The sequence below is a fragment of the Micromonospora sp. WMMD1120 genome (assembly GCF_029626235.1).
Lineage (GTDB): Bacteria > Actinomycetota > Actinomycetes > Mycobacteriales > Micromonosporaceae > Micromonospora.
Genome location: NZ_JARUBO010000005.1, coordinates 434730 through 461071, shown reverse-complemented (window position 1 = coordinate 461071; position 26342 = coordinate 434730). Strand labels below are relative to the sequence as shown.

Annotated in this window: 24 protein-coding genes; 12 read left to right on the top strand and 12 right to left on the bottom strand. The window is 74.5% G+C overall.

Annotation, left to right across the window (positions count from 1 at the left end; translation table 11 throughout):
• Positions 1-14: 14 nt before the first annotated feature.
• Complete coding sequence (locus tag O7634_RS02190; RefSeq protein ID WP_278148501.1) at positions 15-533, bottom strand: SRPBCC family protein; 519 nt, start codon at positions 531-533, stop codon at positions 15-17.
• 1 nt (position 534) lies between these two features.
• Positions 535-846, bottom strand: coding sequence for a metalloregulator ArsR/SmtB family transcription factor (locus tag O7634_RS02185; protein WP_278148500.1), 312 nt, complete (start codon positions 844-846; stop codon positions 535-537).
• Between the two features lie 101 nt (positions 847-947).
• Here O7634_RS02185 and O7634_RS02180 point away from each other — a divergent pair, with 101 nt between their 5' ends.
• Complete coding sequence (locus O7634_RS02180) at positions 948-1877, top strand: LLM class F420-dependent oxidoreductase (RefSeq protein ID WP_278148499.1); 930 nt, start codon at positions 948-950, stop codon at positions 1875-1877.
• Between the two features lie 95 nt (positions 1878-1972).
• Here O7634_RS02180 and O7634_RS02175 read toward each other — a convergent pair whose 3' ends face one another.
• A complete protein-coding gene (locus O7634_RS02175) occupies positions 1973-2401 on the bottom strand; it encodes a hypothetical protein (protein WP_278148498.1) in 429 nt (142 codons plus the stop codon).
• Positions 2402-2469: 68 nt separating this feature from the next.
• Here O7634_RS02175 and O7634_RS02170 point away from each other — a divergent pair, with 68 nt between their 5' ends.
• Together O7634_RS02170 and O7634_RS02165 are read left to right on the top strand one after the other, a co-directional pair.
• Positions 2470-3270 (top strand): hypothetical protein, encoded by an 801-nt coding sequence (locus O7634_RS02170; RefSeq protein WP_278148497.1) that lies wholly within the window; start codon positions 2470-2472, stop codon positions 3268-3270.
• Positions 3270-4553 (top strand): FAD-binding protein, encoded by a 1284-nt coding sequence (locus O7634_RS02165; RefSeq protein WP_278148496.1) that lies wholly within the window; start codon positions 3270-3272, stop codon positions 4551-4553. Before O7634_RS02170 ends, O7634_RS02165 begins: the two co-directional genes overlap by 1 nt.
• A 201-nt stretch (positions 4554-4754) precedes the next feature.
• Here O7634_RS02165 and O7634_RS02160 read toward each other — a convergent pair whose 3' ends face one another.
• Both O7634_RS02160 and O7634_RS02155 read right to left on the bottom strand, forming a co-directional pair.
• On the bottom strand, positions 4755-5921 hold the full coding sequence (locus O7634_RS02160; RefSeq protein ID WP_278148495.1) for a site-2 protease family protein: 1167 nt from the start codon (positions 5919-5921) through the stop codon (positions 4755-4757).
• A 221-nt stretch (positions 5922-6142) separates the two neighbouring features.
• Positions 6143-6997, bottom strand: coding sequence for an alpha/beta hydrolase (locus tag O7634_RS02155; RefSeq protein WP_278148494.1), 855 nt, complete (start codon positions 6995-6997; stop codon positions 6143-6145).
• A gap of 179 nt (positions 6998-7176) precedes the next feature.
• On the opposite strand from O7634_RS02155, the gene O7634_RS02150 reads away from it, so the two are divergent.
• From O7634_RS02150 to O7634_RS02135, 4 genes are read left to right on the top strand one after another with little or no spacing between them, the layout of a single operon-like run.
• Positions 7177-8082 carry an ABC transporter ATP-binding protein gene (locus tag O7634_RS02150; RefSeq protein WP_278148493.1) on the top strand — a complete coding sequence of 302 codons (906 nt, stop codon included), beginning with the start codon at positions 7177-7179 and terminating at the stop codon, positions 8080-8082.
• A gap of 5 nt (positions 8083-8087) precedes the next feature.
• Positions 8088-8882, top strand: a complete 795-nt coding sequence (locus tag O7634_RS02145; RefSeq protein WP_278148492.1) for an ABC transporter permease — start codon at positions 8088-8090, stop codon at positions 8880-8882.
• 26 nt (positions 8883-8908) lie between these two features.
• Entirely contained in the window at positions 8909-10039 is a 1131-nt protein-coding gene (locus tag O7634_RS02140) for a histidine kinase (RefSeq protein WP_278148491.1), read from the top strand.
• A complete protein-coding gene (locus tag O7634_RS02135) occupies positions 10036-10662 on the top strand; it encodes a response regulator transcription factor (protein WP_278148490.1) in 627 nt (208 codons plus the stop codon). The genes O7634_RS02140 and O7634_RS02135 overlap by 4 nt, the downstream gene beginning before the upstream one ends.
• Positions 10663-10669: 7 nt before the next feature.
• Here the strand turns inward: O7634_RS02135 and O7634_RS02130 are convergent, their stop codons facing one another.
• Entirely contained in the window at positions 10670-11578 is a 909-nt protein-coding gene (locus O7634_RS02130) for a L,D-transpeptidase (protein WP_278148489.1), read from the bottom strand.
• 76 nt (positions 11579-11654) lie between these two features.
• Positions 11655-13100 (bottom strand): alpha-amylase family protein, encoded by a 1446-nt coding sequence (locus O7634_RS02125; protein WP_278148488.1) that lies wholly within the window; start codon positions 13098-13100, stop codon positions 11655-11657.
• 273 nt (positions 13101-13373) lie between these two features.
• Between O7634_RS02125 and O7634_RS02120 the strand changes: the two genes are divergently transcribed.
• The 4 genes from O7634_RS02120 to O7634_RS02105 are packed head-to-tail and all read left to right on the top strand — an operon-like array spanning position 13374 to position 17966.
• Positions 13374-14987, top strand: coding sequence for a ferric reductase-like transmembrane domain-containing protein (locus tag O7634_RS02120; RefSeq protein WP_278148487.1), 1614 nt, complete (start codon positions 13374-13376; stop codon positions 14985-14987).
• Positions 14987-16450: an NADH-quinone oxidoreductase subunit NuoF family protein gene (locus O7634_RS02115; protein WP_278148486.1), complete on the top strand. Its 1464-nt coding sequence runs from the start codon at positions 14987-14989 to the stop codon at positions 16448-16450. The genes O7634_RS02120 and O7634_RS02115 overlap by 1 nt, the downstream gene beginning before the upstream one ends.
• Before the next feature lie 20 nt (positions 16451-16470).
• The gene (locus O7634_RS02110; protein ID WP_278148485.1) at positions 16471-17094 is read left to right on the top strand and encodes a redoxin family protein; all 624 of its coding nucleotides are present in this window, start codon (positions 16471-16473) and stop codon (positions 17092-17094) included.
• Positions 17091-17966 carry a cytochrome c biogenesis protein CcdA gene (locus O7634_RS02105; protein WP_278148484.1) on the top strand — a complete coding sequence of 292 codons (876 nt, stop codon included), beginning with the start codon at positions 17091-17093 and terminating at the stop codon, positions 17964-17966. Before O7634_RS02110 ends, O7634_RS02105 begins: the two co-directional genes overlap by 4 nt.
• A gap of 103 nt (positions 17967-18069) precedes the next feature.
• Here the strand turns inward: O7634_RS02105 and serS are convergent, their stop codons facing one another.
• The 5 genes from serS to O7634_RS02080 all read right to left on the bottom strand — a co-directional run bounded on the left by serS (position 18070) and on the right by O7634_RS02080 (position 23379).
• A complete protein-coding gene (gene serS / locus O7634_RS02100) occupies positions 18070-19353 on the bottom strand; it encodes a serine--tRNA ligase (RefSeq protein WP_278153841.1) in 1284 nt (427 codons plus the stop codon).
• A gap of 95 nt (positions 19354-19448) precedes the next feature.
• A complete protein-coding gene (locus O7634_RS02095) occupies positions 19449-20531 on the bottom strand; it encodes a MerR family transcriptional regulator (protein WP_278148483.1) in 1083 nt (360 codons plus the stop codon).
• A 25-nt stretch (positions 20532-20556) separates the two neighbouring features.
• A complete protein-coding gene (locus tag O7634_RS02090) occupies positions 20557-21738 on the bottom strand; it encodes a saccharopine dehydrogenase NADP-binding domain-containing protein (RefSeq protein ID WP_278148482.1) in 1182 nt (393 codons plus the stop codon).
• 70 nt (positions 21739-21808) lie between these two features.
• A complete protein-coding gene (locus O7634_RS02085) occupies positions 21809-22945 on the bottom strand; it encodes an alcohol dehydrogenase catalytic domain-containing protein (protein ID WP_278148481.1) in 1137 nt (378 codons plus the stop codon).
• Positions 22942-23379: a hypothetical protein gene (locus O7634_RS02080; protein ID WP_278153840.1), complete on the bottom strand. Its 438-nt coding sequence runs from the start codon at positions 23377-23379 to the stop codon at positions 22942-22944. The genes O7634_RS02085 and O7634_RS02080 overlap by 4 nt, the downstream gene beginning before the upstream one ends.
• Before the next feature lie 136 nt (positions 23380-23515).
• Here O7634_RS02080 and O7634_RS02075 point away from each other — a divergent pair, with 136 nt between their 5' ends.
• A complete protein-coding gene (locus tag O7634_RS02075) occupies positions 23516-26338 on the top strand; it encodes a LuxR C-terminal-related transcriptional regulator (RefSeq protein WP_278148480.1) in 2823 nt (940 codons plus the stop codon).
• Positions 26339-26342 lie beyond the last annotated feature (4 nt).

Below are 26342 nucleotides of genomic sequence, written 5' to 3'. Positions count from 1 at the left end.
GCCGGCCACGCCGTTCACTCCTCGCCGAGCCGTCGGGCGTACGAGTCGCGCAGGTCGGACCAGCCGAACTCGTTGGCCTCCGCGCCACGGATGGGGCCGACCGGGTCGCCGTCGAGCAGCCGGTCGGCCACGTCGAGGCAGAGGTGCCAGCCGGCGGCGACCATCGGCAGCAGGCCCCGGTCGGCGACGGTGTGCCGCAGGGTGAGTCGGGTGCCGGCGCCCAGCGCGGTCAGCTCCCAACGGAGCAGGTCGTCGCCCCAGGTGTACTCCAGCAGGTGGGGCGGCTCGGCCCGTCGTACCGTCGCCGGCTGTTCCGTCGTCGTGTCGCCGTCGACGAGGGTGAGCGTCGCGGCCCCGGGATCGCCCAGATCACGATCGGCGAGGAACGGCGCCCACTGGGCGAGCTGGCTCGGGTCGGTGAGCGCCGCCCAGACCGTGGTCGGCGGGTGCCGCAGGTCGCGGACGAAGACCAGGGTGGTGTCGTCGGCGCGCACCTCGGCGGGTGGGCTCGGCTCGAACGCGTCGCGATCCATCTCACTGCTCCTGACTGTCGAGGTGCCGTTCCAGGGCGTCCAGGTGGCGGGTCCAGAGTCGGCGGTACGGGTCCAGCCAGTCGTCGACGGTTCGCAGGGGGCCCGGGTCGAGGCGGTAGATCCGCTGTCGGGCGGCCGTGCGGACGGTGACGAAGCCGGCGTCGCGGAGCACCCGCAGGTGCTTGGAGGCGGCCGGTTGACTGATCCCGAGGCCGTCGACCAGCTCGCCGACGCTGCGTTCGTCACGGCGGAGCTGGTCGAGGATCCGGCGTCTGGTGGGTTCGGCGAGCACGGTGAAGACGTCGACGGGCACCCGCCTAATATGCCACCCGATTCATATGTCCGTCAAAGTATATGACGGTTGCCGTGCCGTCGCGGCACACGACGGCCGGTCGGCTCCCTATTCTCAGGATCATGGAACTGCGGATCTTCACCGAGCCCCAGCAGGGCGCCAGCTACGACCAGTTGCTCGCCGTCGCCCGCTGCGCCGAGGACGCCGGCTACGGCGCGTTCTTCCGGTCCGACCACTACCTGATGATGGGCGACGTGACCGGCGAGCCCGGCCCCACCGACGCCTGGACGACGCTGGCCGGTCTGGCCCGGGACACCAGCCGGATCCGGCTCGGCACGTTGATGACCGCCGCCACCTTCCGGCTGCCCGGCCCGCTGGCGATCACCGTCGCGCAGGTCGACCAGATGAGCGGCGGCCGGGTGGAGTTGGGCATCGGCACCGGCTGGTACGCCGAGGAGCACACCGCCTACGGCATCCCGTTCCCTCCGCTGGCCGAGCGGTTCGACAGGCTGGAGGAGCAACTGGCGGTCATCACCGGGCTCTGGTCGACGCCGCCGGGGAAGCGGTTCGACCACGACGGCCGTTACTACCCGGTGCGCGACTCACCGGCCCTGCCCAAGCCGGTGCAGCAGCCGCGCCCACCGATCCTGCTCGGCGGAACCGGTCCGAAGCGTACCCCTCGGCTGGCGGCCCGCTACGCCGACGAGTTCAACCTGCCGTTCGCCTCGGTGCCGGACACGGCCGCGCAGTTCGACAGGGTCCGCGCGGCCTGCGTCGACATCGGCCGGGACCCGAACGGGATGGTCTGGTCCAACGCGCTGGTGCTCTGCTGCGGCCGCAACGACGCGGAGGTGGCCCGGCGGGCCGCCGCCATCGGCCGCGAACCGGACGAGCTGCGCGCCAACGGCCTGGCCGGGACGCCCGCCGAGGTGCTGGACACCATCGGCAGGTACGCCGAGATCGGCAGTCAGCGGCTCTACCTCCAGGTGTTGGACCTCGATGACCTGGCGCACCTGGAACTGGTCGCCAGCGAGGTGCTGGCGAAGCTCTGAGCCCGGGCGCGGCTGCCCGCCCGGGTGGTCGTCCGGCCAGCCGGGCGGCGGCCTGGCGATGCTGTCCCGGGGGACACCGGGCGGATGCCTGCCGATCAGGCGCGGTGGACGCCCGCCCCGGCCGCGTCCGGGTCGCCCAGCACGGTGTCCAACCGCCCGTCCCGATCGCTGTCCACGTAGGTGATGTCCGGAATCCCGTCACCGTCCACATCGATCTGGACGACGTCCGCCACGCCGTCCCCGTCGAGGTCGGTGACCACCTCCACCGAGCCGTCCAGGTGCCGGGTCACGATCGACTGTGCCCCCACCGTGGATGCGCGCGGCGGCGGACCGGGCGCCGGCACCGGCGTCGGCGCGGGCGCGGGCGCCGGTGTGGGCCGAGGGCCGGGCGTCGGCGACGGGTGGCCCGGCAGCCCGGCGGCGGGCGGCGCGCTGGCCGGCTCGACAGCGGTGCCGGTGGGGTCCAGCTCCTCCTCGGAGGGGAAGACGTCGCCCCGTGGGGCCGGATCACGGTAGCTGCTCATGGGCGTAGGGTTCCCCGACGATGGCGAGAACAACCGTGCCCGATCGACCGGTGTCCTCGGTGCCCGGTGTGGCAGAAGATGCTGGGACCGACGCCACGGTCAAGAACGGGGGTCCGAGCGTGGAGCTGCGCCGGAGTCGGGGCGCCCTGGTGCTCGCCCTGGTCTGCGTACTCGGTGGGGTGGTGTTGGTGGCGCTGCCGCCCGACGGCGCCCTGCTCCGGACGATCATCGCGGTGGGTGCCATCGCGCTCGGCGCGGTGGCGCTGGTCAGCGCGCTGCGACCGTTCCGGTTCCGGATCGACCCGGAGGGGTTGACCATCCGGCGGCCCGGCCTGCGCCGGGTGGTCCCGTGGGCGGAGATCGACGCGCTGGTCCTCGACGAGCCGCCGCGCCGCGACGGCCGTCCGTCGCCGCCGAGGCTGCTGCTGGTGCCCGCGCCCGGGGTGCTGATGGAGCCGGTGACCGCCCGCCACCCGCTCGACGGTCGGCCCGCCCTCGAACTGCTCGTCCTCGACCAGGTCCGGGAGCAGCCCGAGCAGGTCGCCGACGTGCTCACCCGCCACGCCGGCGATCGTTTCGTCGACCTTCCCGCCCTGCGTCGCGCCACGTTCGCCGACCCGAACCTCCCCGCCGGCCTGCGCGGCTACCAGATGGACCGGGTGGACCAGATCATCCGGCGCGGCCAGGACGCGTTGGTGTCAGGTGACCCGCAGGCCCGGCGGGCGGCCCGGGGAGAGATCGAACGCGCCTGCTCGGCGGGCCTGCCGGTTGCCCGGCGTGGGTACGGCCGGCCGCAGACGGATACCGTTCTGAACGCCCTCGTCGCCGCGTTGGCCGACCACCAGACCACCGATCGGGAGACCGCCTGATGACCGCGCAGGGACCGCACGCCACGTCGACCACCGGGGCCGACGTCCCACGCCGTAACTGGGCCGGCAACGTGCGGTACACCGCGCGCGCCTTCCACCGCCCCACCTCCCTCGACGAACTGCGCCGACTCGTCGCCGGCAGCGCCCGGGTCCGGGCGGTGGGCAGCGGGCACTCCTTCAACCGCCTCGGTGACACCGACGGCGACCTGGTCAGCCTCGCCGGGCTGCCGCCGATCGTCGAGGTGGACCCCGAGCGTGGGCAGGTCACCGTGAGCGGCGCGCTGCGCTACGGCGACGTCGCCCAGCGGCTGCACACCCAGGGGTACGCGCTGGCCAACCTCGCCTCGCTGCCACACATCTCGGTGGCCGGCGCGGTGGCCACCGCCACCCACGGCTCCGGGCAGACCCACGGCAACCTGGCCAGCGCGGTCGCCGGCCTGGAACTGGTCACCGCAGACGGCGACCTGCTCCGGGTGGACCGGGCCACCGACGGCGACACGTTCGCCGGCATGGTGGTCGGGCTCGGCGCGCTCGGCCTGGTCACCACCGTCACCCTGGACGTGGTGCCGACCTACGACCTGCGCCAGTACGTGTACCTCGACCTCGACCGGGAGGCGCTGGACGAGGCGCTCGGCTCGGCGTACAGCGTGAGCGTCTTCACCGACTGGCGTACGCCCCGGCTGCGCGAGGTGTGGCGCAAGCAGACGACGGACCAGGCGCCGCCCCCGGCGGACTGGCTCGGCACCACCGCCGCCGACCAGCCCCGGCACCCGGTGCTCGGGATGCCGCCGGAGAACTGCACCCCGCAGCTCGGCGTGCCCGGCCCGTGGCACGAGCGGCTGCCGCACTTCAAGCTCGGCTTCACCCCGAGCAGCGGCGACGAGTTGCAGTCCGAATACCACCTGCCGCGCGCCGCGGCGGCCGACGCGCTCGCCGCGCTCGACGACGTGGCGCACCTGATCGCCCCGGTGCTGCTGGTGTGCGAGCTGCGTACGGTGGCGGCGGACGACCTGTGGCTCAGCCCGAACCACCAGCGGGACAGCTTCCTGGTGCACTTCACGTGGGTCGAGGACACCGAGGCGGTACTGCCGGTGGTGGCCGCGGTGGAGGAGCGCCTGGCGCCGTTCGCGCCCCGCCCGCACTGGGGCAAGGTGTTCGTCACCGACCCGGCCGAGCTGGCCGCGCGCTACCCGCGCCACGCCGACTTCACCGCCCTGCTGAAGCGCCTGGACCCAACCGCAAAGTTCCAAACCCCCCTGCTGGACAACTACTTCCCCCGCTGACGTCCTGCCCCCCCGCCCCCGCCCTCGCCCTCGCCCCCGCCCTCGCCCCCGCCCTCGCCCCTGCCCCCGCCCCCGCCCTCGTTGATCATGAAGTTATGGTCACGGATGTCGGCGTGTCGCGTCACTAACTTCATGATCAACGGGGCGGGTCGGCGGGGCGGGTCGGCGGGGCGGGTCGGCGGGGCGGGTCGGCGGGGTGGATCAACGGGGCGGGTTGGCGGGGTGGTCCGGCCGGGTGGGTCTGCTGGGTGCCAGGGTGGTGCGCTGGACGGCGCGGCTGATGTCGCTGGGGGAGACGATGCCGGTCAGCCGACCGTCGTCGGTCACCACCAGGGCGCGGCCGTCGGCGCATTCGCTGAGCCGGGGGAGCAGGTCGTTGAGCTCTTCGCCAGGCCGGGTGAGCACCAGATCGTCGGCGCGGCAGGCCACCTCCGCGAGCGTGGTGGAGGCCCGTCGCTCCGCCGGCACGCCGCGTACCCGGTCGACGGTGACCAGGCCGGTCGGCCGGCCGTCCTCGGTCAGTGGCAGCGCCGAGTGCCGGTACGCGAACAGATAAAGGTCGACGAAATCCGCCACCGTCAGCTCCGCCGACACGGTCTGGGGTTGCGGGGTCATCACGTCGCCCACCCGGATTCCGCGCAACGCGCTGCCGGTACGGGCCTGGCGCTCCTCCGTCGCGGCGGCGCCGATCAGGAACCAGCCGATCAGCGCCAACCAGAGCCCACCGAAGCCGACCCCGGACAGGAACTGCCACAACCCGAGACCGATCAACAGCACACCGAGCACCCAGCCCGCCCGGGCGGCCACCACCGACGCCCGGGTCCGGTCACCGGTGGCCTTCCACACGGCGGCGCGCAGTAGCCGTCCACCGTCCAGGGGCGCGGCCGGCAGCACGTTGAAGACGGCCAGCAGCACGTTGATACCGGCCAGCCAGGCCACCGCCCCGAGCAGCAGCCCACCCTGCCCGGCCAGCGCGAGCAGCGCCGCGACGATACCGAAGAACGCGCCGAGCAGCAGGCTGACCAACGGGCCGACGCCCGAGATCCGCAGCTCCGCGCCCGGGTCGCGCGGCTCGCCCCGCAACTCGGCCACCCCACCGAACAACCAGAGCGTGATGCCGTCGACAGCCAGGCCGTTACGCTTGGCGACCACCGCGTGCGACACCTCGTGGGCGAGCAGACCGAGGAAGAAGACCACCGCCGCCACCAGCCCGGCAACGGTGTACGCCACGGGCGAGCGATCCGGGTACGAGCGCGGGAACTGGTTGCCGGCCAGCCCCCACGCGATCAGCGCGAAGATGACCAGGACACTCCAGTTGACGCTGACCGGCACTCCCGCGACCCGGCCGAGCCGGAAACTGGCCCTCATCACACCGGGGTACCCCGGCGGCTCGCCGACATGCCGGACAACCGGCGCGCTTCTTGAAGATCACATGATGAGGAGTAGTTCGGGAACGCCCCTACCGACTACTCCTCATCACCCGATCATGGCGGCCGAGGCGGGGCCGAGGCGGGGCCGAGGCGGGGCCGAGGCGGGGCGGGGCCAGGCCGGGCCGGGCCGGGGCGGGGCCAGGCCGGGGCGGGGACCGTTCAGCGGCGGGGGGTTTCGCTGGCTATGGTCGCCTCGCGGGGTAGCGCCGCCGCGCGCAGCGCCCAGTCCAGCGCGTAGTCGGCGATCTCCTCCCAGCCGTCCTGCCCCACCGTGAAGTGTGAGCGGCCGGGGAACTCCTGGTACGCGGTGAGGGCCCGGGACTTCTGGTAGAGCCCCGCGTTCGTCCGCACCACCGACGCCGGCACCACGTGGTCGACGCCGCCGGCCATCAGCAGCAGCGGGGCGCGGTTGTTGCGCCCCACGTCGACGCGGGCGGGCGAGCGCGGGTCGACGTTGGCGAACGCGCCCTCGAAGAACACCCGCCCGGCGCCGGGCACCGCGTAGCGCTCCCAGGCCCGGTCGGAGTCCTCGCGGCTCATGGCGTTGCCGAACGTGTAGGCGAAGTCGTCAGGGGTGAACGGGACGGCCCTGCTCCGGTTGGCCGGGCTGCGCAGGATCGGGAAGCCGGAGCGCAGCTGGCTGAGCGGCACCTTGAGCACTCCCTTGATCGCCGCCGGGTGCACCCCCACCACCGCCGCGCCGAGCCCTCGGTCGGCGAGGACCTGGGCGAACAGGCCACCGAACGAGTGCCCCATGATGATCGGCGGTCGGGGCAGCGCCCGGATGATCCGGTCGTAGTGGGCGACGATGGTGGCCATGCTCTGCTCGGCGATCGGGGCGGGGTCGTCGCGCAACTGCTCCACGGACCGGTCCATCCCCGGCCACGCGGGGGAGATGACGTGCATGCCGCGCGCGGTGTACCGCGCGGCCCACCCCTCCCAGCTGCGCGGAGTCATCCACAGGCCGTGGATCAGCACCACTGTGTCGACCTGGCCGTTCGGCGTGGCTCCCATCGCGTCCTCCCGGTGTGACGGCGTCCGGCCGGGCGGTTACCCGTTGTCGCGCCCGGAATGCCCGCCCAGCTCGACCCGGCCCGGCCCGACCCGACCCGAAACGGCCCTGACAAATGTCACGGCGGGGACGTGACGACCGCTCCGGGTCCCGGGGTACGCCCCGCCGGAGCATGAGTGGCATGACGAGTACGCATCCCGCCGTCGAGTTGGACGGCCTCACCAAGTCCTTCGGCGCGCTCACCGCTGTCGACGGGCTGAGCCTGCGCGTGCGGCCCGGCGAGGTGGTGGCCTTCCTCGGCCCAAACGGCGCGGGCAAGACCACCACCATCGACATGCTGCTCGGGCTGGCCCGCCCGGACGCCGGCGCCGTACGCGTCCTCGGCGGCACGCCGCACGACGCGGTGGCCCAGGGGCGGGTCGCCGCCGTCCTGCAGACCGGCGGGCTGCTCAAGGACCTCACCGTGGGCGAGACGGTCGAGCTGACCCGGCACTTCTACCGGCACACCCGCCCGGTGGCCGAGGTGCTGGAGCGCGCCGGCATCGCCGGCATCGCCGGGCGGGTGGTCGGGCGCTGCTCCGGTGGCCAGCAGCAGCGGCTGCGGTTCGCGCTGGCCCTGCTGCCCGACCCGGACCTGATGGTGCTCGACGAGCCGACCACCGGCATGGATGTCGAGGGCCGGCGGGACTTCTGGCAGGCGTTGCGCCGGGACGCCCGGACCGGACGGACCGTCATCTTCGCCACCCACTACCTGGACGAGGCGGACGCGTACGCCGACCGGATCGTGCTGGTGCGGCAGGGGCGCGTCGTGGCCGACGGCACCACGGCGGAGATCAAGAACCTGGCCGCCGGCCGTACCGTGCGGGCCACCCTGCCCGGCGCCGACCAGGCCGCGCTCGCCGCGCTGCCGGGCGTGGACGCCGTGGAGGTACGCGGCGACACGGTGCTGGTGCGAACCGGTGACTCGGACGCGCTCGCCCGGCACCTGCTGACCCGGACCGCCGCCCGGGACGTCGAGATCACCTCGCGCAATCTCGAGGATGCCTTCCTCGCCCTGACCACAGCGCAGACCGGAGCCGGAGAATGACCACGATGCCCGCCACCCCCGCCACCTCCACCGTCCACCCTGATCGGCGGCTGCCCGCCCTGGGCGGGTTCTCCCTCGGCGTCCTGCGCATCGAGCTGCGCCGGGTGCTGCGCAACCGCCGTACCCTGGCGTTCACGCTGATCATGCCGGGGGTCTTCTTCCTCATCTTCGGACTGCCGCAGGGCGGGCAGAGGCTGGGCAACGGGCGACCGGTGACGGCGTACATCATGATCAGCCTGGCGGTGTACGCGGCGATGGTGGCGACCACGAGCGTCGGCGGCGCGGTGGCCACCGAGCGGGCGCTGGGCTGGAGCCGGCAGCTGCGGCTCACCCCGCTGCGCCCGACCGCGTACGTGGCCACGAAGCTCGCCACCGCGATGGCCCTCGGCCTGCTCGCGGTCGCCGTCGAGTTCCTGGTGGGCGCGGCGGCCGGTGTGCGCGTCCCGGCGTACGTGTGGCTGCTGTCCGGGCTCGCCGCCTGGGTCGGCTCGCTGGTCTTCGCGGCGTTCGGCCTGTTCGTCGGCTACCTGGTGCCGGCCGAGAACGTCATGCAGATCATCGGCCCGATGCTGGCCGTGCTGGCCATGTTCGGCGGGCTGTTCGTCCCGGTCGAGGTGCTGCCGGACGTGCTCCAGCGCGTCGCGACGTTCACCCCGGTGTACGGCGTGGGCGTGCTGGCCCGCGCCCCGCTGACCGGCGACGGGGTCAGCGCGGCCGGGGTGGCGAACGTACTCTTCTGGGCGCTGGTCTTCGGCGTCGGCGCGGCCCGGCTGTTCCGCCGGGACACCGCGCGGGTCTGAGCGCCGGGGCCGCTAGCGTGATCCCGATGGACCTCGCGCCCGGGAAGCCCCTGCCGGTGAGCCGCCACTGGCGGATCACCGGCTGGCTGCTGGCCGCCGTCTGGCTGTTCTTCCTGAACGTGCCGCTGGCCACCGCGCTACACCAGCCGCAGCCGTGGCGGCGGGTGGTCGGTGTGACGGCGCTGGTCGCCTTCAGCGTCGGCTACGTGCTGCTCTTCCAGTGGGCCCGGGGGCTGCGGCAGGCCCTGCGGCCGATCCCGGTGGGCCGGGCGCGGGCCGGGCTGGCGCTGCTGCTGGTGGTGGGTCTGGCGAGCCTGCCGGGCACCGCCGGGGACTGGCTGGCCACCCTTGTCTACGTCGCGGCGGCGGCGGTGTTCCTGCTGCCGTCGTGGGAGGCGTTGGCGGTGGTGGCGCTCTGCGCGGCGACGCCCGTGCTGGCCTCCTGGCTGGTGCCGGGCTGGGACGCGGAGAGCGGCATCGTCTTCGCGGTGCTGCTGGCCTCGTTCGCCATGTTCGGGGTCGCCCAGTTGGCCCAGCGCAACAGCGAGCTGCGGGCCGCGCAGCAGGAGATCGGCCGGCTCGCGGTCGCCGAGGAGCGGGCCCGCGCCGCCCGCGACCTGCACGACATCCTCGGGCACTCGCTGACCGTGGTGGCGATCAAGGCCGAGCTGGCCGGGCGACTGATCGCCGTGGACACCGACCGGGCGGCCGCCGAGATCGCCGAGGTGGAGGCGCTGGCCCGTTCGGCGCTGGCCGACGTACGGCAGACGGTCGGGGCGTACCGGGAGGTCAGCCTCGGCGCGGAGCTGGCCGGCGCCCGCTCCGCGCTGGCCGCGGCGGGCATCGCGGCGGACCTGCCGGCCGAGGTGCCGGAGCTGCCGCCGGAGTGGGACCGGTTGTTCGGGTGGGCGGTGCGCGAGGGGGTGACGAACGTGGTCCGGCACAGCGGGGCGCGGTGCTGCGTGATCCGGGTACGGCCGGACCGGGTCGAGGTGGGTGACGACGGCCGGGGTCCGTCCAGCCCGGACGGCGGTGGGTACGGGCTGGCCGGGCTGCGGGAGCGGGCGCGCCGGCTGGACGCCGTGGTGACCGTCGGTCGCCGGCCGGAGGGCGACGGCTTCCTGCTGCGGGTGCACGTGCCGGAGCGGGCCCGGTGAGCGCCGCGCCGATCCGGTTGCTGCTCGCCGACGACCAGGCGCTGGTCCGGGGCGCGTTGGCCGCGCTGCTCTCGCTGGAGGAGGACCTGACTGTGGTCGCCGAGGTCGGCCGGGGTGACGAGGTGGTGCCCGAGGCCCGCTGCAGCACCCCCGACGTCGCGTTGCTGGACGTGGAGATGCCCGGCCTGGACGGGATCGCCGCCACGGCGGCGCTGCGGGCCGCGGTGCCGGCCTGCCGGGTGCTGGTGGTGACCACGTTCGGCCGGCCGGGCTACCTGCGTCGGGCGATGGAGGCCGGCGCGAGCGGTTTCGTGGTCAAGGACACCCCGGCCCGGCAGTTGGCCGACGCGGTCCGCCGGGTGCACGCCGGTCTGCGGGTGGTCGACCCGACGTTGGCCGCGGAGACGCTGGCGACCGGGGTCAGCCCGCTGACCGAGCGGGAGACCGAGGTGCTCCGCACCGCCCGGGGCGGTGGCACGGTGGCCGATCTGGCCCGTGCGCTGCACCTGTCCGAGGGGACGGTGCGCAACCACCTGTCAGCGGCGATCGGCAAGACCGGCGCCCGTAACCGGGCCGACGCGATCCGGGTCGCCGAGCGCAACGGCTGGCTGCTCGGCGGGTGAGCGCCGCTCAGGCGGTCGGTGGTGGGGTGGGCAGTCGGTCGACCACGACCAGGCTGCTGCCGGGGCGTACCTCGGCGAGCAGTTCGCGCTGACCACTGCGGGTCAACCGGATGCAGCCGTTCGTGGTGTTCTGGCCCAGCTCGTCGTCGTGGTACCAGGTGTGTACGCCGATGTGCGCGCCGCGCAGCCCGGCCGGCACCGACTCCGGGTCGTCCGGCACCGAGCCGAGGGCGTAGATGTCCACCCCGCCGTAGACCTCCTCCGGCGGCGGGGTGCGGCCCAGCACGAAGGTCCGCCCGAGCGGGGTCTCCTGCCCCGGCTGGCCCAGGCTGACCTTCCAGGAGCGCACCGCTCTGCCCGCGCGGTACCAGGTGAGCCGGTGGACCTTGCGTTCCACCACGATCTGGTCGCGCAGCGGCACGGTGTCGAACCCGCCGGGAGGCAGCCAGGCGAGCCGTCGGTTGGCCGAGGGCAGCAGCACGGCGATCCAGCCGGCACGCCGTTGCGCGATCGGCATGGTCAGGTCGACGCCGCGGATCGTCGGTTCGAGGAAGGCGCGCGGGCGACCGCCGGGCGCGTCGTACGCCGCTATCCGTCTGGTCGGGTGCGCGCCCTCGGTCAGTGCTGTGGTGTCCATCGTGGCCGGATCGGGAGGGAACCCGCGCGGCGCGGGGTCGTAGTCGACCACCGGCAGCCCGGCCGGGGCGGGCGCCGCCGGTGGGATCGACTCCTCCGGCTGATCCACACTGCTCGGGGTCGGGTCGGCCGCCACCGGGTCGCGCTTCTCGGGGGCCGTCGCGGTCGGGGTGAGTGCCTGGCCGACCAGCAGCGCGGTCACCAGCAACGTGGGTACGCCGAGGGCGGCGGCCACCCAGACGCCACGTCGACGGTACGGAGACTTTCGGTCAAACGGCACGAAACCACTCTATGGTGGCGGATGTCTCGGGGCCTCCGGTTTCGGCGAGACCCGCCGGCCGGAGGCCCCGACCGACTCAGAGTCGCGCGCCGACGTGGATGGCCACGGCGTCGTGCGCCGGTACGTTCGCCGCGAACCAGCCGTTGCCGTCCACCGTGATCACCGGCCCACTGCACGTGCCGCCCGCGTACGTGCCGTGGATGACGTCGCAGTACCGGCCGGCGGGCAGCCCGGTGTAGTAGGAGCGACCGTTCACCGCGGAGTCCTCGTCGTTGACGGTGAGGAAGCCCTTGCCGGTGCGGCTGAACGCGATGTGGTTGTTGCCGTTGTCGTACCAGTTGGCCACGCCGGCGCCCTCGGTGGCGTTGCGGAAGCCGACCATGTTGGCGATCACCGGCCAGCGGTGTTCGCACTCCCAGCCCGAGTAGCAGGTGGTGTTCAGGGTCTTGTTGGCGCTGTCCGACGGCGGGCCCGCGTCCCGGTCGCCGAAGGTGTAGCTGGACATGACGGTGGGCGACCCGTACGGCCAGGCCAGCATGAAGGCGTTGGCGAGGGCGTAGATGCCCCGGTCCCGGTAGGTCAGGACGCCGCCGCTGTCGCGCTGGGTGTCGTGGTTGTCGACGAACACCGACGCCGAGCCGCTGGGCAGGTGACCCCATCCCTCGCCGAAGTTGCGCAGGTACGCCAACCGCTCGGAGCGGAACACCCGGGCCAGGTCCTTGCCGTAGCGGAACTCGTGCACGTCGCCGTTGCCGGTGTACTCGGTCGGCTGGATCGGCTCGCCGGCGCCGTAGATGACCTCCTGCACCAGGTACGCCGGGCGGGACAGTCTGCTCCGGATCGCGGCGATGTCGGCGGCCGGCATGTGTTTGCTGGCGTCCATCCGGAAGCCGTCGACGCCGAGCGAGAGCAGGTCGTTGAGGTACGCGGCGAGCTTCGTGCGGACGTAGTCGGACTCCGTCCTCAGGTCCGAGAGGTTGACCAGCTCGCAGTTCTGCACCTCGTACCGGTCGCCGTAGTTGACGATGTCGTCGGTGCCGTTGCGCCCACAGTGGTGGAAGTCCTGGGTCTGGTAGATGCCCGGGTAGTCGTAGTGCGAGTAGGGCGAGCCGGCCCAGCCGACGCCGCCGTTGGCCTGCCCGGACATGTGATTGACGACGGCGTCGACGAGCACCTTGACCCCGGCCGCGTGGCAGGTGTTCACCATCGACTGGAACTGGGCGCGGGTGCCCTTGCGGGACTCGATCCGGTAGCTGACCGGCTGGTACGCCACGTACCACTGGTTGCCCCGCACGTGTTCCTGCGGGGGAGAGACCTGGACGAAGCCGTAGCCCTTCGGGCCGAGGGTGCTCTGGCACTCGTTGGCCACGGAGGGCCAGTTCCACTCGAAGAGCTGGACGATGACCTTCTTGCCGCCGGACGGGCTGGCGGCGGCCGGGGGTGCCGGAACGCTGGCCGGAAGGAGCAGGCCGGCGACCAGGCTGAGGGCGAGGACTGACGAACCGCGTCGACGTCGGTGCATGGGGACTCCTGACCGGGACCGGGGGTGGTGGTACGGCGGTGGTGCGGCGGGAGACGCGTCCGGTTGACGGAATCTTGCAACCAGGACTGAAATTTTCTGAAAGGTTACAAGCGTGTTGCGATGACTGTCAATGCATCGGCGGCCGGACCGCGCGGCCGGAACCGACGCAACGCACACCCGCCACTGTTGGTTCGATTCCGGCCAGAAATTTTGCCGGCGGGTGATCCGCGCGCCCTACCCGTCCGTACTGGATGGGGGAGCAGGGGTCGGCCGGTGGTACGCCGCCGCGAGACGATCGAGGAGCAGATGGCCCGGGCAGAGCAGGACAAGAAGGCGGCGACCGTCCGGACCAGCGCGAGCAGTCGGGGGGTGCGTACTCCCTCCCGGTCGGCGGCCGCGGTGCTGATCGCGTCGCTGCTGACCGCGTTCTGGGCGGCGATCATGCTGACCGGCGCGGGGCAGAAGGCGTACGCGTACGGCTTCTTCTTCACCGAGTTCTTCGCCGGGGTGGTCGCCCTGGTCGCGTTGAGCACCACCGTGATGTTCGGCGTGCTCGCCACCGACCGGTTGGTGCTGAAGATCTCGCACCGGGTGCTGTTGCAGTCGGCGCACCGGGCCACCGGCGTGCTGGGCGTGGCCGGGCTCGGCTTCCACGTGCTCACCAAGGTCGTCACCGGGCGGGCGTCGGCGACCGACGCGGTGCTGCCGTTCGTCGGCGGCCGAGGGCTCTACGTGGGACTCGGCACGGTGGCCGCCCTGCTCATGGTCAGTGTCATCTGGACGGGCATCATCCGGGCCCGCTTCGCCGGCGTCGGTCCGAAGTGGCTGTGGCGCACGCTGCACTCCACCTCGTACGTGGCCTGGCCGTTCGCCATCGTGCACGGCCTCAACGCCGGTCGGGCCGCGGCGACCTGGGTGGTGCTCAGCTACATCGGCTGCCTCCTGCTGGTGGTGGGCGCCCTGGTGGCCCGCCTCCTGGCCACCATCAGCCGGCGCAGCCGCGAGCAGTACCAGGCGGCGGCCCTCAACGCGGCGATGATCGGCGGCGAGGTCAGCCGGGGCCGTTCGCTGCTGGCCGGGCTGACCCGCCGCAAGGGCGCCGACGTGAGCAAACGGCCCGCCTGGGCGACGAGCACCACCGCCACCTGGGCCGCCCCGGCGGCGCAGCGCGACCCGGAGCGGTTCACCGTCCCGGTGGTGCCCGAGCCCGGCTCCCTCGTCGAACCGACCCGGCCCAGCCGACGTCGGCGTACGGAGGAGGAGGTCCCGGCGGCCCGCCGGGAGTCCTCGCGCAGCCGGCGCGTCGAGGAGCCGGAGACCCGTCGGTCGACCCGCCGCGGTGCCGAGGAGGAGTTGGAGCCGGTGGCCCGGCGGCGTGGCTCGCGTACCCGGGACGAGGACGCTCCGGCCGGGCGTCGGCGTGCCGAGGACCGCGCGACGGAGCCGACCACCGAGCGGTCCCGCCGCCGCTCGCGCAGCGAGGACGACGGCAGCCGCTACTCCGCGCCGCCCCGGATCCAGGAGCCCGAGGAGCCGTGGGACAGCCCGCGCCGGTGGGAGACCGTCGAGCCGATCTCGGCCGGGCCGGTCTCCGCGGAGCCGATCTCGGCGGGCCCGGTCTCCAGCAACCCGATCTCGGCGGCGCCGCGCAGCGGCAGCGGTCGGCACAGCGCCGAGGACGACCTGCCGGAGGAGCCGGACTACTGGCGCCCGCCGGCCCGGTACGTGCCGGACGAGGCGCCGGTCGACGACACTCCGACCCTTGTCGACCTGGCGTCGCGGCGGGCCAAGCGGGCTGCCGGCGAGAGCCGGTCCAAGCGGCGCAAGGCCAGCGCGGACGCGGTGGACGGGGCGTACTGGGCCGGGCTGCGGGGTGAGGCCAAGTGATGCGGACCGCCGTACCACCGGTCGCCTGCGTGGGGGAGCCCCGGCTCACCGCCGGCTTCGCCGAGTACGGCCGGCTGGACCTGCTCGCCCACGAGGAGGTGCACGGACCGATCGGCCCGATGGAGCCGGCGCAGTTGCTCCGGCTCGCCGAGGGCATGCAGCTCAAGGGCAAGGGCGGGGCGGGTTTCCCGTTCGCCCGCAAACTCCGCGCGGTGCTGGAGTCCTGCGAACGGCAGGACCTCTCCGCCGTGGTGGTGGTCAACGCCACCGAGGGGGAGCCGGCCAGTTGGAAGGACAAGGTGCTGCTGACCCGCGCCCCGCACCTGATCCTGGACGGGGCGGCGCTGGCCGCGTACGCGCTGGACGCCGACGAGATCGTGATCGGCGTGGCCGACGACGGCATCGGCCGGGACTCGTTGATGGAGGCGCTGAACGAGCGCCGGATGCCGGTGCCGACCACCATCGTCACGGTGCCGCACCGGTTCATCTCCGGCGAGGGCGGCGCGCTCGTCAACGGCATCAACGGCCTGCCGCACATCCCGTCGGGCACCAAGAAGCGTGCCAGCGACTCCGGTGTCAGCGGCCTGCCCACCCTGCTGTCCAACGCCGAGACGTTCGCCCAGTTGGCCGTCGGCGCGCGACTGGGCCCGTACGAGTACGCGGCGCTGGGCACCGACGACGAGCCGGGCACCGTGCTGCTCACCGTGACCGGCTCGGCGGCCCGACCGGCGGTGGTCGAGTGCACCGCCGGCATGCCGCTGCGCGACGTCCTCGACCTGTGCGAGGTGCCGGACGGTCAGGGCATCCTGATGGGCGGCTACCACGGCAAGTGGATCACCCCGGAGGCGGCGGAGAAGGCCGAGGTGTCCCGCAAGGGCCTCGCCGCGGTCGGCGGCACCCTCGGCGCGGGCATCATCATCCCGATCGGCCTGGACACCTGCCCGCTCGGTGAGGCCGCCCAGGTGGTGCGCTATCTGGCCGGTGAGTCCGCCGGCCAGTGCGGGCCGTGCAAGATGGGTTTGCCGGACCTGGCCCGCGCGGTGGACCTGGCGGTGGCCGGCAGCCAACCGGCGGACGTGGTTCGCGCCGCCGCCGGTGAGGTGAAGGGCCGGGGCGCGTGCAGCCACCCGGACGGCACCGCCCGCTTCGCCCTCTCCGCCATCGAGGTCTTCGCCGAGGACCTGCGCATGCACAGCACCGGCGACGGCTGCGGCCGGCGGGTCAAGGGTGTGATGGGGCTGCCCGGGGCACCCGACCTCAACCCGCAGAAGCTGACCCTGGACTGGTCCCGCTGCGACGGTCACGGTCTGTGCGCCCACGTCGTACCGGACTTCATCAGGCTGGACGCGAACGGGTTCCCCGCCTTCCCGGCCACCCCCGTGCCGACCTGGCTGCGGGAGGGCGCGCTGAAGGCGGTCAAGGTCTGCCCGGAGCTGGCGCTCCGACTCGCCAAGGCCGACTGATCACCAGAACGGAGACGCGGATGCGGATGGTCAGGTCGGGCGGAACGGCCGGGCGACTGCGCCGCGCCGCCACCGTCGGGGCGCTCGTCGCGGCCCTGTCCGGCGTCGCCGCGTGCACCGGCACCGCGCCGGGCGGGCCGGCCACCGCCGGTACGGCCCCGGCCGGCGCCCCGGTCACCGTCGCGGCCACCCCGACCGGTGCGCCGACCGGGGCGGTGGGTGCCGCGCCGGCCCGGGTGCCGGACGTGCTGCGCTTCAGTGGGACCACCCTCGGCGGGGCCGCGTTCGACGCCGCGCAGTTCGCCGGCAGGCCGGTGGTGCTGTGGTTCTGGGCGCCCTGGTGCGCCACCTGCGCCAGCCAGGCCTGGACGGTGGCCGAGGTCGAGCCCCGCTACCGCGACACGGTGCCGATCATCGGCGTCGCCGGGCTGGGCGAGCCGCGCGCGATGCGGGAGTTCGTCACCGAGTTCGACCTCGGCGCGACCCGACAGCTCAACGACCAGAAGGGCGCCCTGTGGCGCCGGTTCAAGGTCACCGAGCAGAGCATCTTCGTGATCATCGACCGCGACGGCAGGATCGCGCACCAGGGCTTCCTGGACGGCGAGGCGCTCACCGCCCGGGTCGCCGCGCTGGCCGGGGCGTGACCGCGCCACTGCTGCTCGCGCTGACCGCCGGCATGCTCGGCGCGGTCAACCCGTGCGGCTTCGCCCTGCTGCCCGCGTACCTCTCGCTGTTGGTCGCGGGGAGGTCGGACACCCGCGGCGCGGTCGGCCGCGCGCTGACCGCGGCGGCCGGGCTCACCGTGGGGTACGTGCTGGTCTTCGGCGCGTTCGGCCTGGCCCTCGCGCCGCTGGCCGGTTGGCTGCGGCCCCGGCTGCCGTGGGTGACCGTGGCGCTCGGCGCGCTGCTGGTGCTGGTCGGCTGTTGGCTGCTCGCCGGCCAACGGCTGCCCGCCCCGGGCTGGTCCGCGCGGGCGCCCCGGCTCACCCGGTCCTGGCCGTCGATGGCGCTGTTCGGCGCGGCGTACGCGCTGGCGTCGCTCGGCTGCGCCATCGCGCCGTTCCTGGCCATCGTGGTGACCAGCCTCCAGGCCGGCTCGACCGGCAGCGGGTTGGCGCTGTTCGGCGCGTACGCCCTCGGGATGGGCCTGGTGGTCGCTGTAGCCGCGCTCGGCGTGGCGCTGGTGCGCGACGGGCTGGTGGCCCGGCTGCGGGTCGCCGGCGCGGTGGTGCCCCGGCTCAGCGGCCTGGTGCTGCTGCTCAGCGGTGGCTATGTCGCCTGGTACGGCTGGTACGAGATCCGCCTGGCCGCCGGTCGCCGTGACGCCTTCGACGACCCGGTGATCAGGGCGGCGTCCCGGCTCCAACACGGCCTGGCCGACGCCCTGGACGCGATCGGCCCCACAGCGCTCCCGGTGGCCCTGGCCGCCCTGCTCCTCACGGCACTCCTCCGCCCCCGCCGCCCCCCAACCCACCCCCCAACCCACCCACCCCACCCCGGTTCTCGACCCGGTTGATCATGAAGTTATGACCAGGACACGCCGAGGCGTAGGGCAATAACTTCATGATCAACCGGTGCGGGCGGGGGTGGGTGGGGTGGGTGGGGTGGGGGGTGGGGGGTCAGCGGGGGGTTAGGCGGTCGGTGCCTAGGCGGTCCTGGAGGACCTTGGGGACCAGGACGCTGCCGTCGGCCTGCTGGTACTGCTCCAGGATGGCCGGGAAGAGGCGGCTGGTGGCCAGGGCGGAGCCGTTGAGGGTGTGCACGAACCGGGTCTGCTTGCCACCCGGCTCCCGGTAGCGGATGGCCGCCCGGCGGGCCTGGTAGTCGCCGGCCCAGGAGACCGACGACACCTCCTTGTACTTGCCGGTGCTCGGCATCCACACCTCGATGTCGAGGGTCTTCTTCATCGAGGCGCTGGCGTCACCGGCCGAGAGCAGCGTGCGCTGGTAGTGCAGGCCCAGACCCTCGACCAGGCTCTCGGCGTGGGCGAGCATCTCCTCCAGTGCCGCGTCGGCCTGCTCCGGCAGGGTGAACTGGAAGATCTCCACCTTGTTGAACTGGTGCCCGCGCACCGTGCCGCGCTCGTCCGAGTGTGAGCCCGCCGACTCCCGCCGGTAGCACGGGGTGTACGCGAACGCCCGCAGCGGCAGCTTCGCCGTCTCCAGGATCTCGTCCTGGTACGCGCCCAGGATCGCCGTCTCCGACGTCGGCAGCAGGAACTGCCCACGTGGCGCGGACTCCCGGTCCAGGTGGTAGACGTCGTCGTAGAACTTGGGGAACTGGCCGGCGGCGAAGCCGGCCGAGTCGAGCAGCAGGTGCGGCGGCAGCAGGAACTCGTAGCCGGCCCGGATGTGCTGGTCGACGAAGTAGTTGAGCAGCGCCCACTCCAGCCGGGCGCCGATGCCGGTGTAGATCCAGAAGCCGGAACCGCCGAGCTTGACCCCCCGCTCGTAGTCGACCAGCCCCAGCGCGCGGCTCAGCTCCACGTGGTCGCGGACCTTCTCGATCACCGGCGGCTCGCCGAAGGTCTTGACGACCCGGTTGGCCTCCTTGCCGCCGGCCACGACGTCGTCGCTGGGCAGGTTGGGCAACTCGCTCATCGCGTCGCGCAACCGGGCCTGCACGCCGTCGAGCTGGGACTCCAGGTCGGCGAGCTGCCTGCGCTCGGCGTCCGGCGCGGCGACCTGCGGCTCCTCGCCGGCGCGCTTGGCCTGCGCGTACGCCCGTGCCTCGGCCTTGCGGCGCTGCCGCTCGGCGTCGATCTCCGTGATCAGGGCGCGGCGTTCCTGGTCGAGTCGCTGGATCTCGTCCAGGGACCGGGTGACCTCGGCGGGATCCAGTCGCTTCGCCAGCGCGGTCGCCACCGCCTCGCGATCCTTCCGGATCAACTCCATGTCGAGCATGCTGCTCCGTACGCCTCCGTCCGGGGTCACAGGTGAACCACCCGATGCTACCGTCGCGGGCCAGCGCATCCGGGACGGGGACTGCGGGCCCGCGCTCAGAGCCGGATCGGCATCAGCACCGAGTAGGTGTCCGCGTCGTCCGGCCGACGTACGGCCAGCGGGGCGATCGGCCCGTCCAGCTCCAGCACCAGTTGCGGGGCGCCCGCCGCGTCCAGCGCGTCCAGCAGGTAGCCACCGTCCACCCCGACCCGCAGCACGTCGGCGCCCAGGTCGGTGTCGGGGAGCAGGCGCAGGCCGCCGTCGTCGTCGACACCGAGCACGGTGACCTCCCGGGGCGTGCCGTCGTGGACGACGGCGACGGTGGGGGCCGCCGGGTCGGCCAGCGCGGCGCGCAGCGTGGCCACGTCCACCCGGACCCGGCGGGCGGTGGGTCGCTCGCCCACCGACGTGCGCAGCAGCCGTCGGTAGTCCGGGAAGTCGTACGGCAGGGCGTCCCCGGTCAACGTGCGGTCGGCCACCCGCAGCCGTAGCTGCCCGCCCGCCACGGTCAGCCGCACCGGCCAGGTGTCGGCGACGTCGAGCAGCGGTCGCACCGCGTCGACGAGAGCGACCGGAACGAACACCCGTGCCGGCGGACCGTCGACGTCGGCCGTGGCCCGTGCCAGCGCCAGCCGGTAGCGGTCGGTGGCGACCAGCCGGACGCCGTCGGACTCCACGTCGAACAGCACGCCGGAGAGCATCGGCAGCTCCCTGTCGACGCCGACGGCGAAGCGCACCGCGTCCAGCGCGGCGGCCAGGTCGGCGGGGGAGAGCAGCAGGGTGGTGGTGGCCGTCCCGGTCGGGCTGACCAGCGCCCGGAGCCGGGCCACCTCACGACGGGCGTCGGCGAGCCCGTCGGCCAGCCGGCGCAGGTGCGTGTCGAGCAGGTCGTGCACCACCTTCGGCTCCGCGCGGACCGCCGCGGCGATCTCCGGCACCGGCATGCCGATCCGACGCAGCCCGGCCACCAGCCGGGCCGGGGCGATCTGCTCCTCGGCGTACCAGCGGTAACCGGTCACCGGGTCGACCAGGGCCGGCTCCAGCACCCCGGCCGAGTCGTAGAAGCGCAGCGCGCTGACGGTCAGGCCGCTGGCTCGGGCCAGCTCACCGATGCTGTGCAGGTCGCTCACGTGCGGCATCCTGCCCCCTCGACCCGGTCGAGGGTCAAGCCGAACGGTCCAGCACCCGGAAGGTGAGGCCGGCCCGGGTCAGCCGGTCGAGCAGCGCGTCACCCATCGCCGCGACCGGGGTGAGCTGGCCGGCGGTCGGCGGGAGGTCGTCCAGCGCCAGGCAGAGCGCCGCCTCGGCGAGCATCTTCGCCGTCTCGTCGTAACCGGGGTCACCGCCGGACACCTCGGTGACCACCCGCTGGCCGCCGCCGGTGCCGACGAACCGGACCCGGAACCAGGACGAGGCCCGCTGCCGCGCGGTGGGCCCCTGCCCGGAGGCGAGCCGGTTGAGCAGCCAACGCCGGCTCGGCGGGAGCTTCACCAGCCCGATCAGCGCGCCGAGCCCGACCGCGCCGGCCAGCACTGTCGGCAGCCGCTTGACGGCGGCGAAGTGCCGGTAGCGGAAGTCCGGACCGTACTCCGGACGGGCCGCCGCCGAACGGCGGACCACCTGCGGGTCGATGGTCGGCAGCGGCACGGTCCAGACGCCCAGCTCCGCCGAGCGGGCGAGCCGACCGGGCACCGCCCGCACCCGGCGGTCGGTGGGGCGGGGTTCGACCGCCCGACGCTCCCGGGCGGCCTGGCTGGCCTGCCCGGACCGGGAGAACGCGGTGAGCGCCGAGTGGTAGGTGCCGGCGGAGAACCGGCCACCGGCGCGCACGTAACCGTCCACACTGATCGGGACGTCGGTGGGCAACTGCTTGACGGTGAACCAGGCGCCCAGGTCGTGCGGGATCGAGTCGAACCCGCAGGCGTGCACCAGCCGGGCCCCGGTGCGCGTCGCCTCGGCGTGGTGGCGCAGGTACATCCGGTCGACGAACTCCGGCTCGCCGGTGATGTCCAGGTAGTCGGTGCCGGCCCGCGCGCAGGCCGCGACGAGCGGCTCTCCGTGCCGGATGAACGGACCGACGGTGCTGGCGACCACCCGGGCGCTTCCCGCCACCGCCCGCAGCGATCCGGCGTCGGTCACGTCGGCCGTGAGTAGCGGCAGCTCGGCGAGCGCCCCGTCGATCGCGACGAGCCGGCCCCGGACGGCGGCGAGGCGTTCCGGGCTGCGCCCGGCCAGCGCCCAGCGCAGCCCGGCGGGCGCGTGCCGGGCCAGGTACTCGGCGGTCAGTCCACCGGTGAACCCGGTCGCGCCGAACAGCACCACGTCGTACGTCCGCTCCCCGGTCATCCCCGGAGTCTGTCACCCGCCGCCCCGACGCGCACCGGCGAGCAGGGCGCGCGCACCGGCGAGCAGGGCGTCACGGCGTGAACACCGCTCGTACGCAGCCGTCGGCCCGGTCCCGGAACAGCGCGTACCCGTGCGGACCCTGGCGCAGGGGCAGCCGGTGGGTGGCGAGGTGTTCGGTGCGCAGCTCGTCGCGAGCCATCCGGTCCAGCAGCATCGGCACGTCGCGCACCTCCGCGCGACGCACACCGCGCAGCGTGAGCCGCCGCTCGGTCACCGTGCCCAGGGGAAACGCGTCGACGAACCCGTCCGTCCCGTCGAGCACCACCACCACACCGCCCTTACGGCAGGCGTACACGGCCTCGCGGAGCGCGTCCGGCCGGTCCGCCCGCCGACGGAGAAGGCGGTCCGCCGGCGGCGAGCCCACCGCCACCACGCAGACGTCCGGCCCGCGTCCGCCGCTGCGCTCGCGGAGCTCCGCCGCGACGTCGGTACGCCGGTAGTCCAGCGGCTCCGCCCCGCAGTACCGCTCGGCCATCCGCAACCGGTCCGCGTGCCGGTCCACGACGAGCACCCGCTCGGCGCCCGACAGCACCGCGGCGCTGGCGCTCAACTGGCCCACCGCCCCGGCGCCCCAGACGGCCACCACGTCGCCGGGGCGTACCCCACCCGCCTCGGCGGCCAGCCACCCGGTCGGCGCCGCGTCGGCGGCGAACACCGCCCGGTCGTCGTCCACCGCGTCCGGCACCGCGAACGCGCCGACGTCGGCGTACGGCACCCGCACGTACTCGGCGTGGCCGCCCGCGAACCCGCCCGCCGCCCGGGGTCGGCCGAAGCAGCCCGCGTCCCCGTGCGTCCAGTCGGGATCGACGCTCGCCGGGTCGGCGCTGCCGTTGTCGCAGCAGGAGTGCAGGCCGTGACGGCAGTACCAGCAGCCGCCGCAGGCGACGCTCGTGCCGACGACCACCCGGTCGCCGGGACGGTGCCGGCGCACACCGGGGCCGACCTCGACCACCTCGCCGAGGAACTCCGCGCCGAGCACGTCGCCGGGGCGCAGCAACGGATGCCGGCCGGCCAGCAGTGGCAGGTCACCGCCGCAGGTGGCGCTGCGGCGTACCCGGACGATGACGTCCCGCTCGTTGCGCAGCTCCGGGTCGGGCACCTCGCGTACCGCCAGCTCGTCGGCGCCCACCCAGCACAGCGCCCTCACCGGCGGACCTCGGGACGGTCCAGCGGGGACCGGTCCGCGCGCAGCACCTCACCGGCCTCCGCCCGCTGCTTCACCTGTCGCAGGGTGCGGCGGAGCAGCAGCCGGGGGTCGTCACCGACCAGGTGCGCGGCCAGCCCCCGGGGCGGGGCCCCGCCGGCCAGGCGCCGGGCGGCCAGCTCGGTGCCCCGGTCACCGGGCGCCCGGCGCGTCCGCACCTCGATCGCGCCGTCCAGGCGGCGCAGCGGCTCGGGCCAGCGCCCGCCGGGAAGGACCTGCTCCGGCGGCCGGTCGACGGTCACCACCTCCCAGCGCTCCGGCGCGGCCGGGTCACGGTCCGTCGCGAACCGTCCAGGCCACCGGGGTACGCGCAGCACGCGCGCCGCCGCGCCGAGCGCCAGCCGTCCGACCCGTCCCAGCCGTCCCATCGGCACCACCGGTCCTTCCGGGTTCACGTCCTGCGATCGTCGGTCGGCGGCGGGTGAAGCGTGCTCGCCCGGAAGGGGTGAACCGGCCCACTCCGGGTAACCGCTCGCCGACCGGGGGCGGAACGCGTGGTGGGGGTGGGGCCGGGTGCCGCGACAGCAGAATCCCGTACGGGCCGAGACGGCGCCCGGACCGCCGCTGCTGGCGTCTCGACTGACCCCGGCCGTGCCGCCGGAGCCGGTGGTGGCCCGGCCCCGGCTGCTGCGCCGGCTGGACGAGGGCAGCACCGGAGCGGTCACGCTTGTCGCCGCCCCGGCGGGCTGGGGCAAGACGACGTTGCTCGCCTCGTGGGTACGGCTGTCCGGCGGCACGCCGGAGGCCGAGCCGGGGACCGTCGTGCCCGACTCGGGTGACCTGTCGGTGGCGGCGGTGGACGAGCCGGTCCCGGCGTGGGTGTCGGTGGAGGCCGGGGACGACGGGGACCGTCTGTGGGCGTACCTCGCGGCGGCGCTGCGCTCGGCGACCGGGTCGGCCGAGGACGGCCTGGTGCCCGACCGCCCACCGCGCCCCGACCAGTTGGAGGCGTTGGCGGCGACGCTGGCCGTCGCGGACCGTCCGGTGCTGCTGATCCTGGACGACCTGCACCGGGTCGCCGACCCGGCGCCGTTGGCCGGCCTGGAGTTCCTGCTGCGCCACGCCGACCAGCGGCTGCGCCTGGTGGTCGGGGCGCGGGCCGGCGTGCACCTGCCGCTGCACCGGCTCCGCCTCGCGGGCGAGCTGACCGAGATCGGGCGGGACGAGCTGGCGTTCACCGACGACGAGGTCGCCGACCTGCTCACCGCGCACGCCGCCGCGCTACCGGCGACCGCCGTGCGCCGGCTGCGTGGGCGCACCGGCGGCTGGCCGGCCGCGCTGCGCATCGCCGCCCTCGGTGTACGCGGACAGCCCGACCCGGAGCGGTGGGTGGGGCAGTTCGGCGGCGACCAACCGGAGGTCGCGGGTTACCTGCGCGAGGAGGTGCTCGTCGCTGTCGACCCGTCCGCGCTGGACCTGTTGCGTCGTACCGCTGTGGTGGACAGTGTCTGCGCCGCCCTGGCCGAGGCGCTGACCGGTCGCGTCGACGCCGGCCAGGCGCTGGCCGACCTGGCCGGGACCGGTGGCCTGCTGCGCCGGGAGGACACCCGGCCGCCGTGGTACCGCTGCGAGGCGCTGCTCGCCGACCTGCTCCGCGCGGACCTGGAGCGGCTGCCTCCCGACGAGGTCCGTGAGCTGCACGTCCGCGCCGCCGACTGGTACGCCGGCAACGGCCGCCCCGCCGACGGCCTGCGGCACGCGCTGACCGCCGGCCGGTGGGACCTGGCCGGCGACCTGCTGGTCGCACACTGGCCGGAGCTGACCCGGTACGACGCCGCGTCGGTGCCCGTCCCGGCGCCGACGCCCCCGCCGGACCTCGTGCTCCGCGCCGACCCGGAGGTGGTGTTGGCCTGCGCCGCCGAGCGGGCGTACGCCGGGGACCTGCCGGCTGCGACCGGCCACCTGCACGCCGCCGCCGGGTGGGCCACCAACCTGCCGGTGCCGCGTCGCGACCGGTTCCTCCGGTTGGTCACCGCGCTGGAGCTGACGCTGGCCCGGCTCGCGGGCGACCACGCCGCGGCCCGCTCCACCGCCGCGCGGCTGCTGCGCACCCGGCCGCCCGACGTCCCGCCGACCTCCGCGGCACGCTCCGCTCCCACGGCGGGTGGCGGCGGCGCGGCGGACGACCTGGACCTGCGCGCCTTCACCGGCACCGCGCTGGGGCTTGTCGAGCTGGCCGACGGCGGGTTGCCGACCGGCCGGTTCGTCCGGGCCCACGCGGCGGCCCGGGAGGCCGGTCGTCCGCGTACCGAAATGGTCGCGGCCAGCCGCGCCGCGGTGCTGCTCGCGGTCCGCGGTGAGCTGTCCACGGCCGAGCGGACGGCCCGCGACGCGCTGGCCATGCCGGCCGGTCGGGGCTGGTCCTGTCGGCTCGACTGCGCGTACGCGTACCTGGCCCTGGCCGTGGTGGCGCTGCTGCGGGACCAGCCCGAGGAGGCCACGGCGAACCTCTCCCTCGCCCTCCCGGCGTCCGTCGCCGACGGCTGGGGTGGCGTCCCGGAGGACGGCGACGCCCGGACCGCCCTGGACGGGGAACCGGTGGCGGCGGCGGTGGCCGCGCTCTGCCGGGCGTGGCTGCACCGGGACGCCGGCGACCCGGCGGCGGGTCAGCGGCTGCTCGTCCGGGCCCGGGACGCGCTCGCCGACCGGCCGTCCGCCGGCGAACTGACCGCTGCGCTGCGGGCCGCCGAGGCCGAGCTGCGCGCCGAGCGGGGCGACCTGGACGCCGCCCGTGACCTGGTGAGCGTCGAGGGCGCCGATCCAGCGCTCGCGGTGGCGCTGGCGAAGGTGGAACTGCTGGCCGGCGACGCCGCCGCCGCCGAGCGGGCCCTGCCGGACTGGCAGCCGGAGACGGCCACGTCCTGGCCCCTGCCGGTACGCCTGAACGCGGGTCTGCTGGACGCGGTGCTGGCCGAGCGCGCCGGCGACGGGCGGCGGGCGGGACGGCTGCTGGAACAGGTGCTCGACCTGGCCGGTCCGCCGGGCTGCCGGCGGGCCTTCACCCGCGCCGAGCCGCCGGTCCGGGACCTGTTGGCGGCCCACCTGGACGCGGGCACCGCGCACTTCGCGCTGGTGCGCGAGATGGTGCAGGATGCCGGCGAGAACGTCACCGGGTCGGCCGCCGGGCCCCGGGGCGGTCTCGACGAACCGCTCACCGAGCGGGAGTTGACCATCCTGCGCTACCTGCAGAGCATCCTGTCCAACGTGGAGATCGCCAGCGAGTTGTCCCTCTCGGTCAACACCGTCAAGACCCACGTCCGCAACATCTACCGCAAGCTCGACGCGACCCGCCGGCGCGAGGCGGTCCGGCGGGCGCGCGAGTTGCGGCTGATCTGAGCGG

Coding starts and splice junctions, on each gene's coding strand:
- O7634_RS02190 (WP_278148501.1), bottom strand. CDS start 533: ATGGATCGCGACGCGTTCGAGCCGAGCCCACCCGCCGAGGTGCGCGCC.
- O7634_RS02180 (WP_278148499.1), top strand. CDS start 948: ATGGAACTGCGGATCTTCACCGAGCCCCAGCAGGGCGCCAGCTACGAC.
- O7634_RS02175 (WP_278148498.1), bottom strand. CDS start 2,401: ATGAGCAGCTACCGTGATCCGGCCCCACGGGGCGACGTCTTCCCCTCC.
- O7634_RS02165 (WP_278148496.1), top strand. CDS start 3,270: ATGACCGCGCAGGGACCGCACGCCACGTCGACCACCGGGGCCGACGTC.
- O7634_RS02160 (WP_278148495.1), bottom strand. CDS start 5,921: ATGAGGGCCAGTTTCCGGCTCGGCCGGGTCGCGGGAGTGCCGGTCAGC.
- O7634_RS02155 (WP_278148494.1), bottom strand. CDS start 6,997: ATGGGAGCCACGCCGAACGGCCAGGTCGACACAGTGGTGCTGATCCAC.
- O7634_RS02150 (WP_278148493.1), top strand. CDS start 7,177: ATGACGAGTACGCATCCCGCCGTCGAGTTGGACGGCCTCACCAAGTCC.
- O7634_RS02145 (WP_278148492.1), top strand. CDS start 8,088: ATGCCCGCCACCCCCGCCACCTCCACCGTCCACCCTGATCGGCGGCTG.
- O7634_RS02140 (WP_278148491.1), top strand. CDS start 8,909: ATGGACCTCGCGCCCGGGAAGCCCCTGCCGGTGAGCCGCCACTGGCGG.
- O7634_RS02125 (WP_278148488.1), bottom strand. CDS start 13,100: ATGCACCGACGTCGACGCGGTTCGTCAGTCCTCGCCCTCAGCCTGGTC.
- O7634_RS02115 (WP_278148486.1), top strand. CDS start 14,987: ATGCGGACCGCCGTACCACCGGTCGCCTGCGTGGGGGAGCCCCGGCTC.
- O7634_RS02110 (WP_278148485.1), top strand. CDS start 16,471: ATGCGGATGGTCAGGTCGGGCGGAACGGCCGGGCGACTGCGCCGCGCC.
- serS (WP_278153841.1), bottom strand. CDS start 19,353: ATGCTCGACATGGAGTTGATCCGGAAGGATCGCGAGGCGGTGGCGACC.
- O7634_RS02095 (WP_278148483.1), bottom strand. CDS start 20,531: ATGCCGCACGTGAGCGACCTGCACAGCATCGGTGAGCTGGCCCGAGCC.
- O7634_RS02090 (WP_278148482.1), bottom strand. CDS start 21,738: ATGACCGGGGAGCGGACGTACGACGTGGTGCTGTTCGGCGCGACCGGG.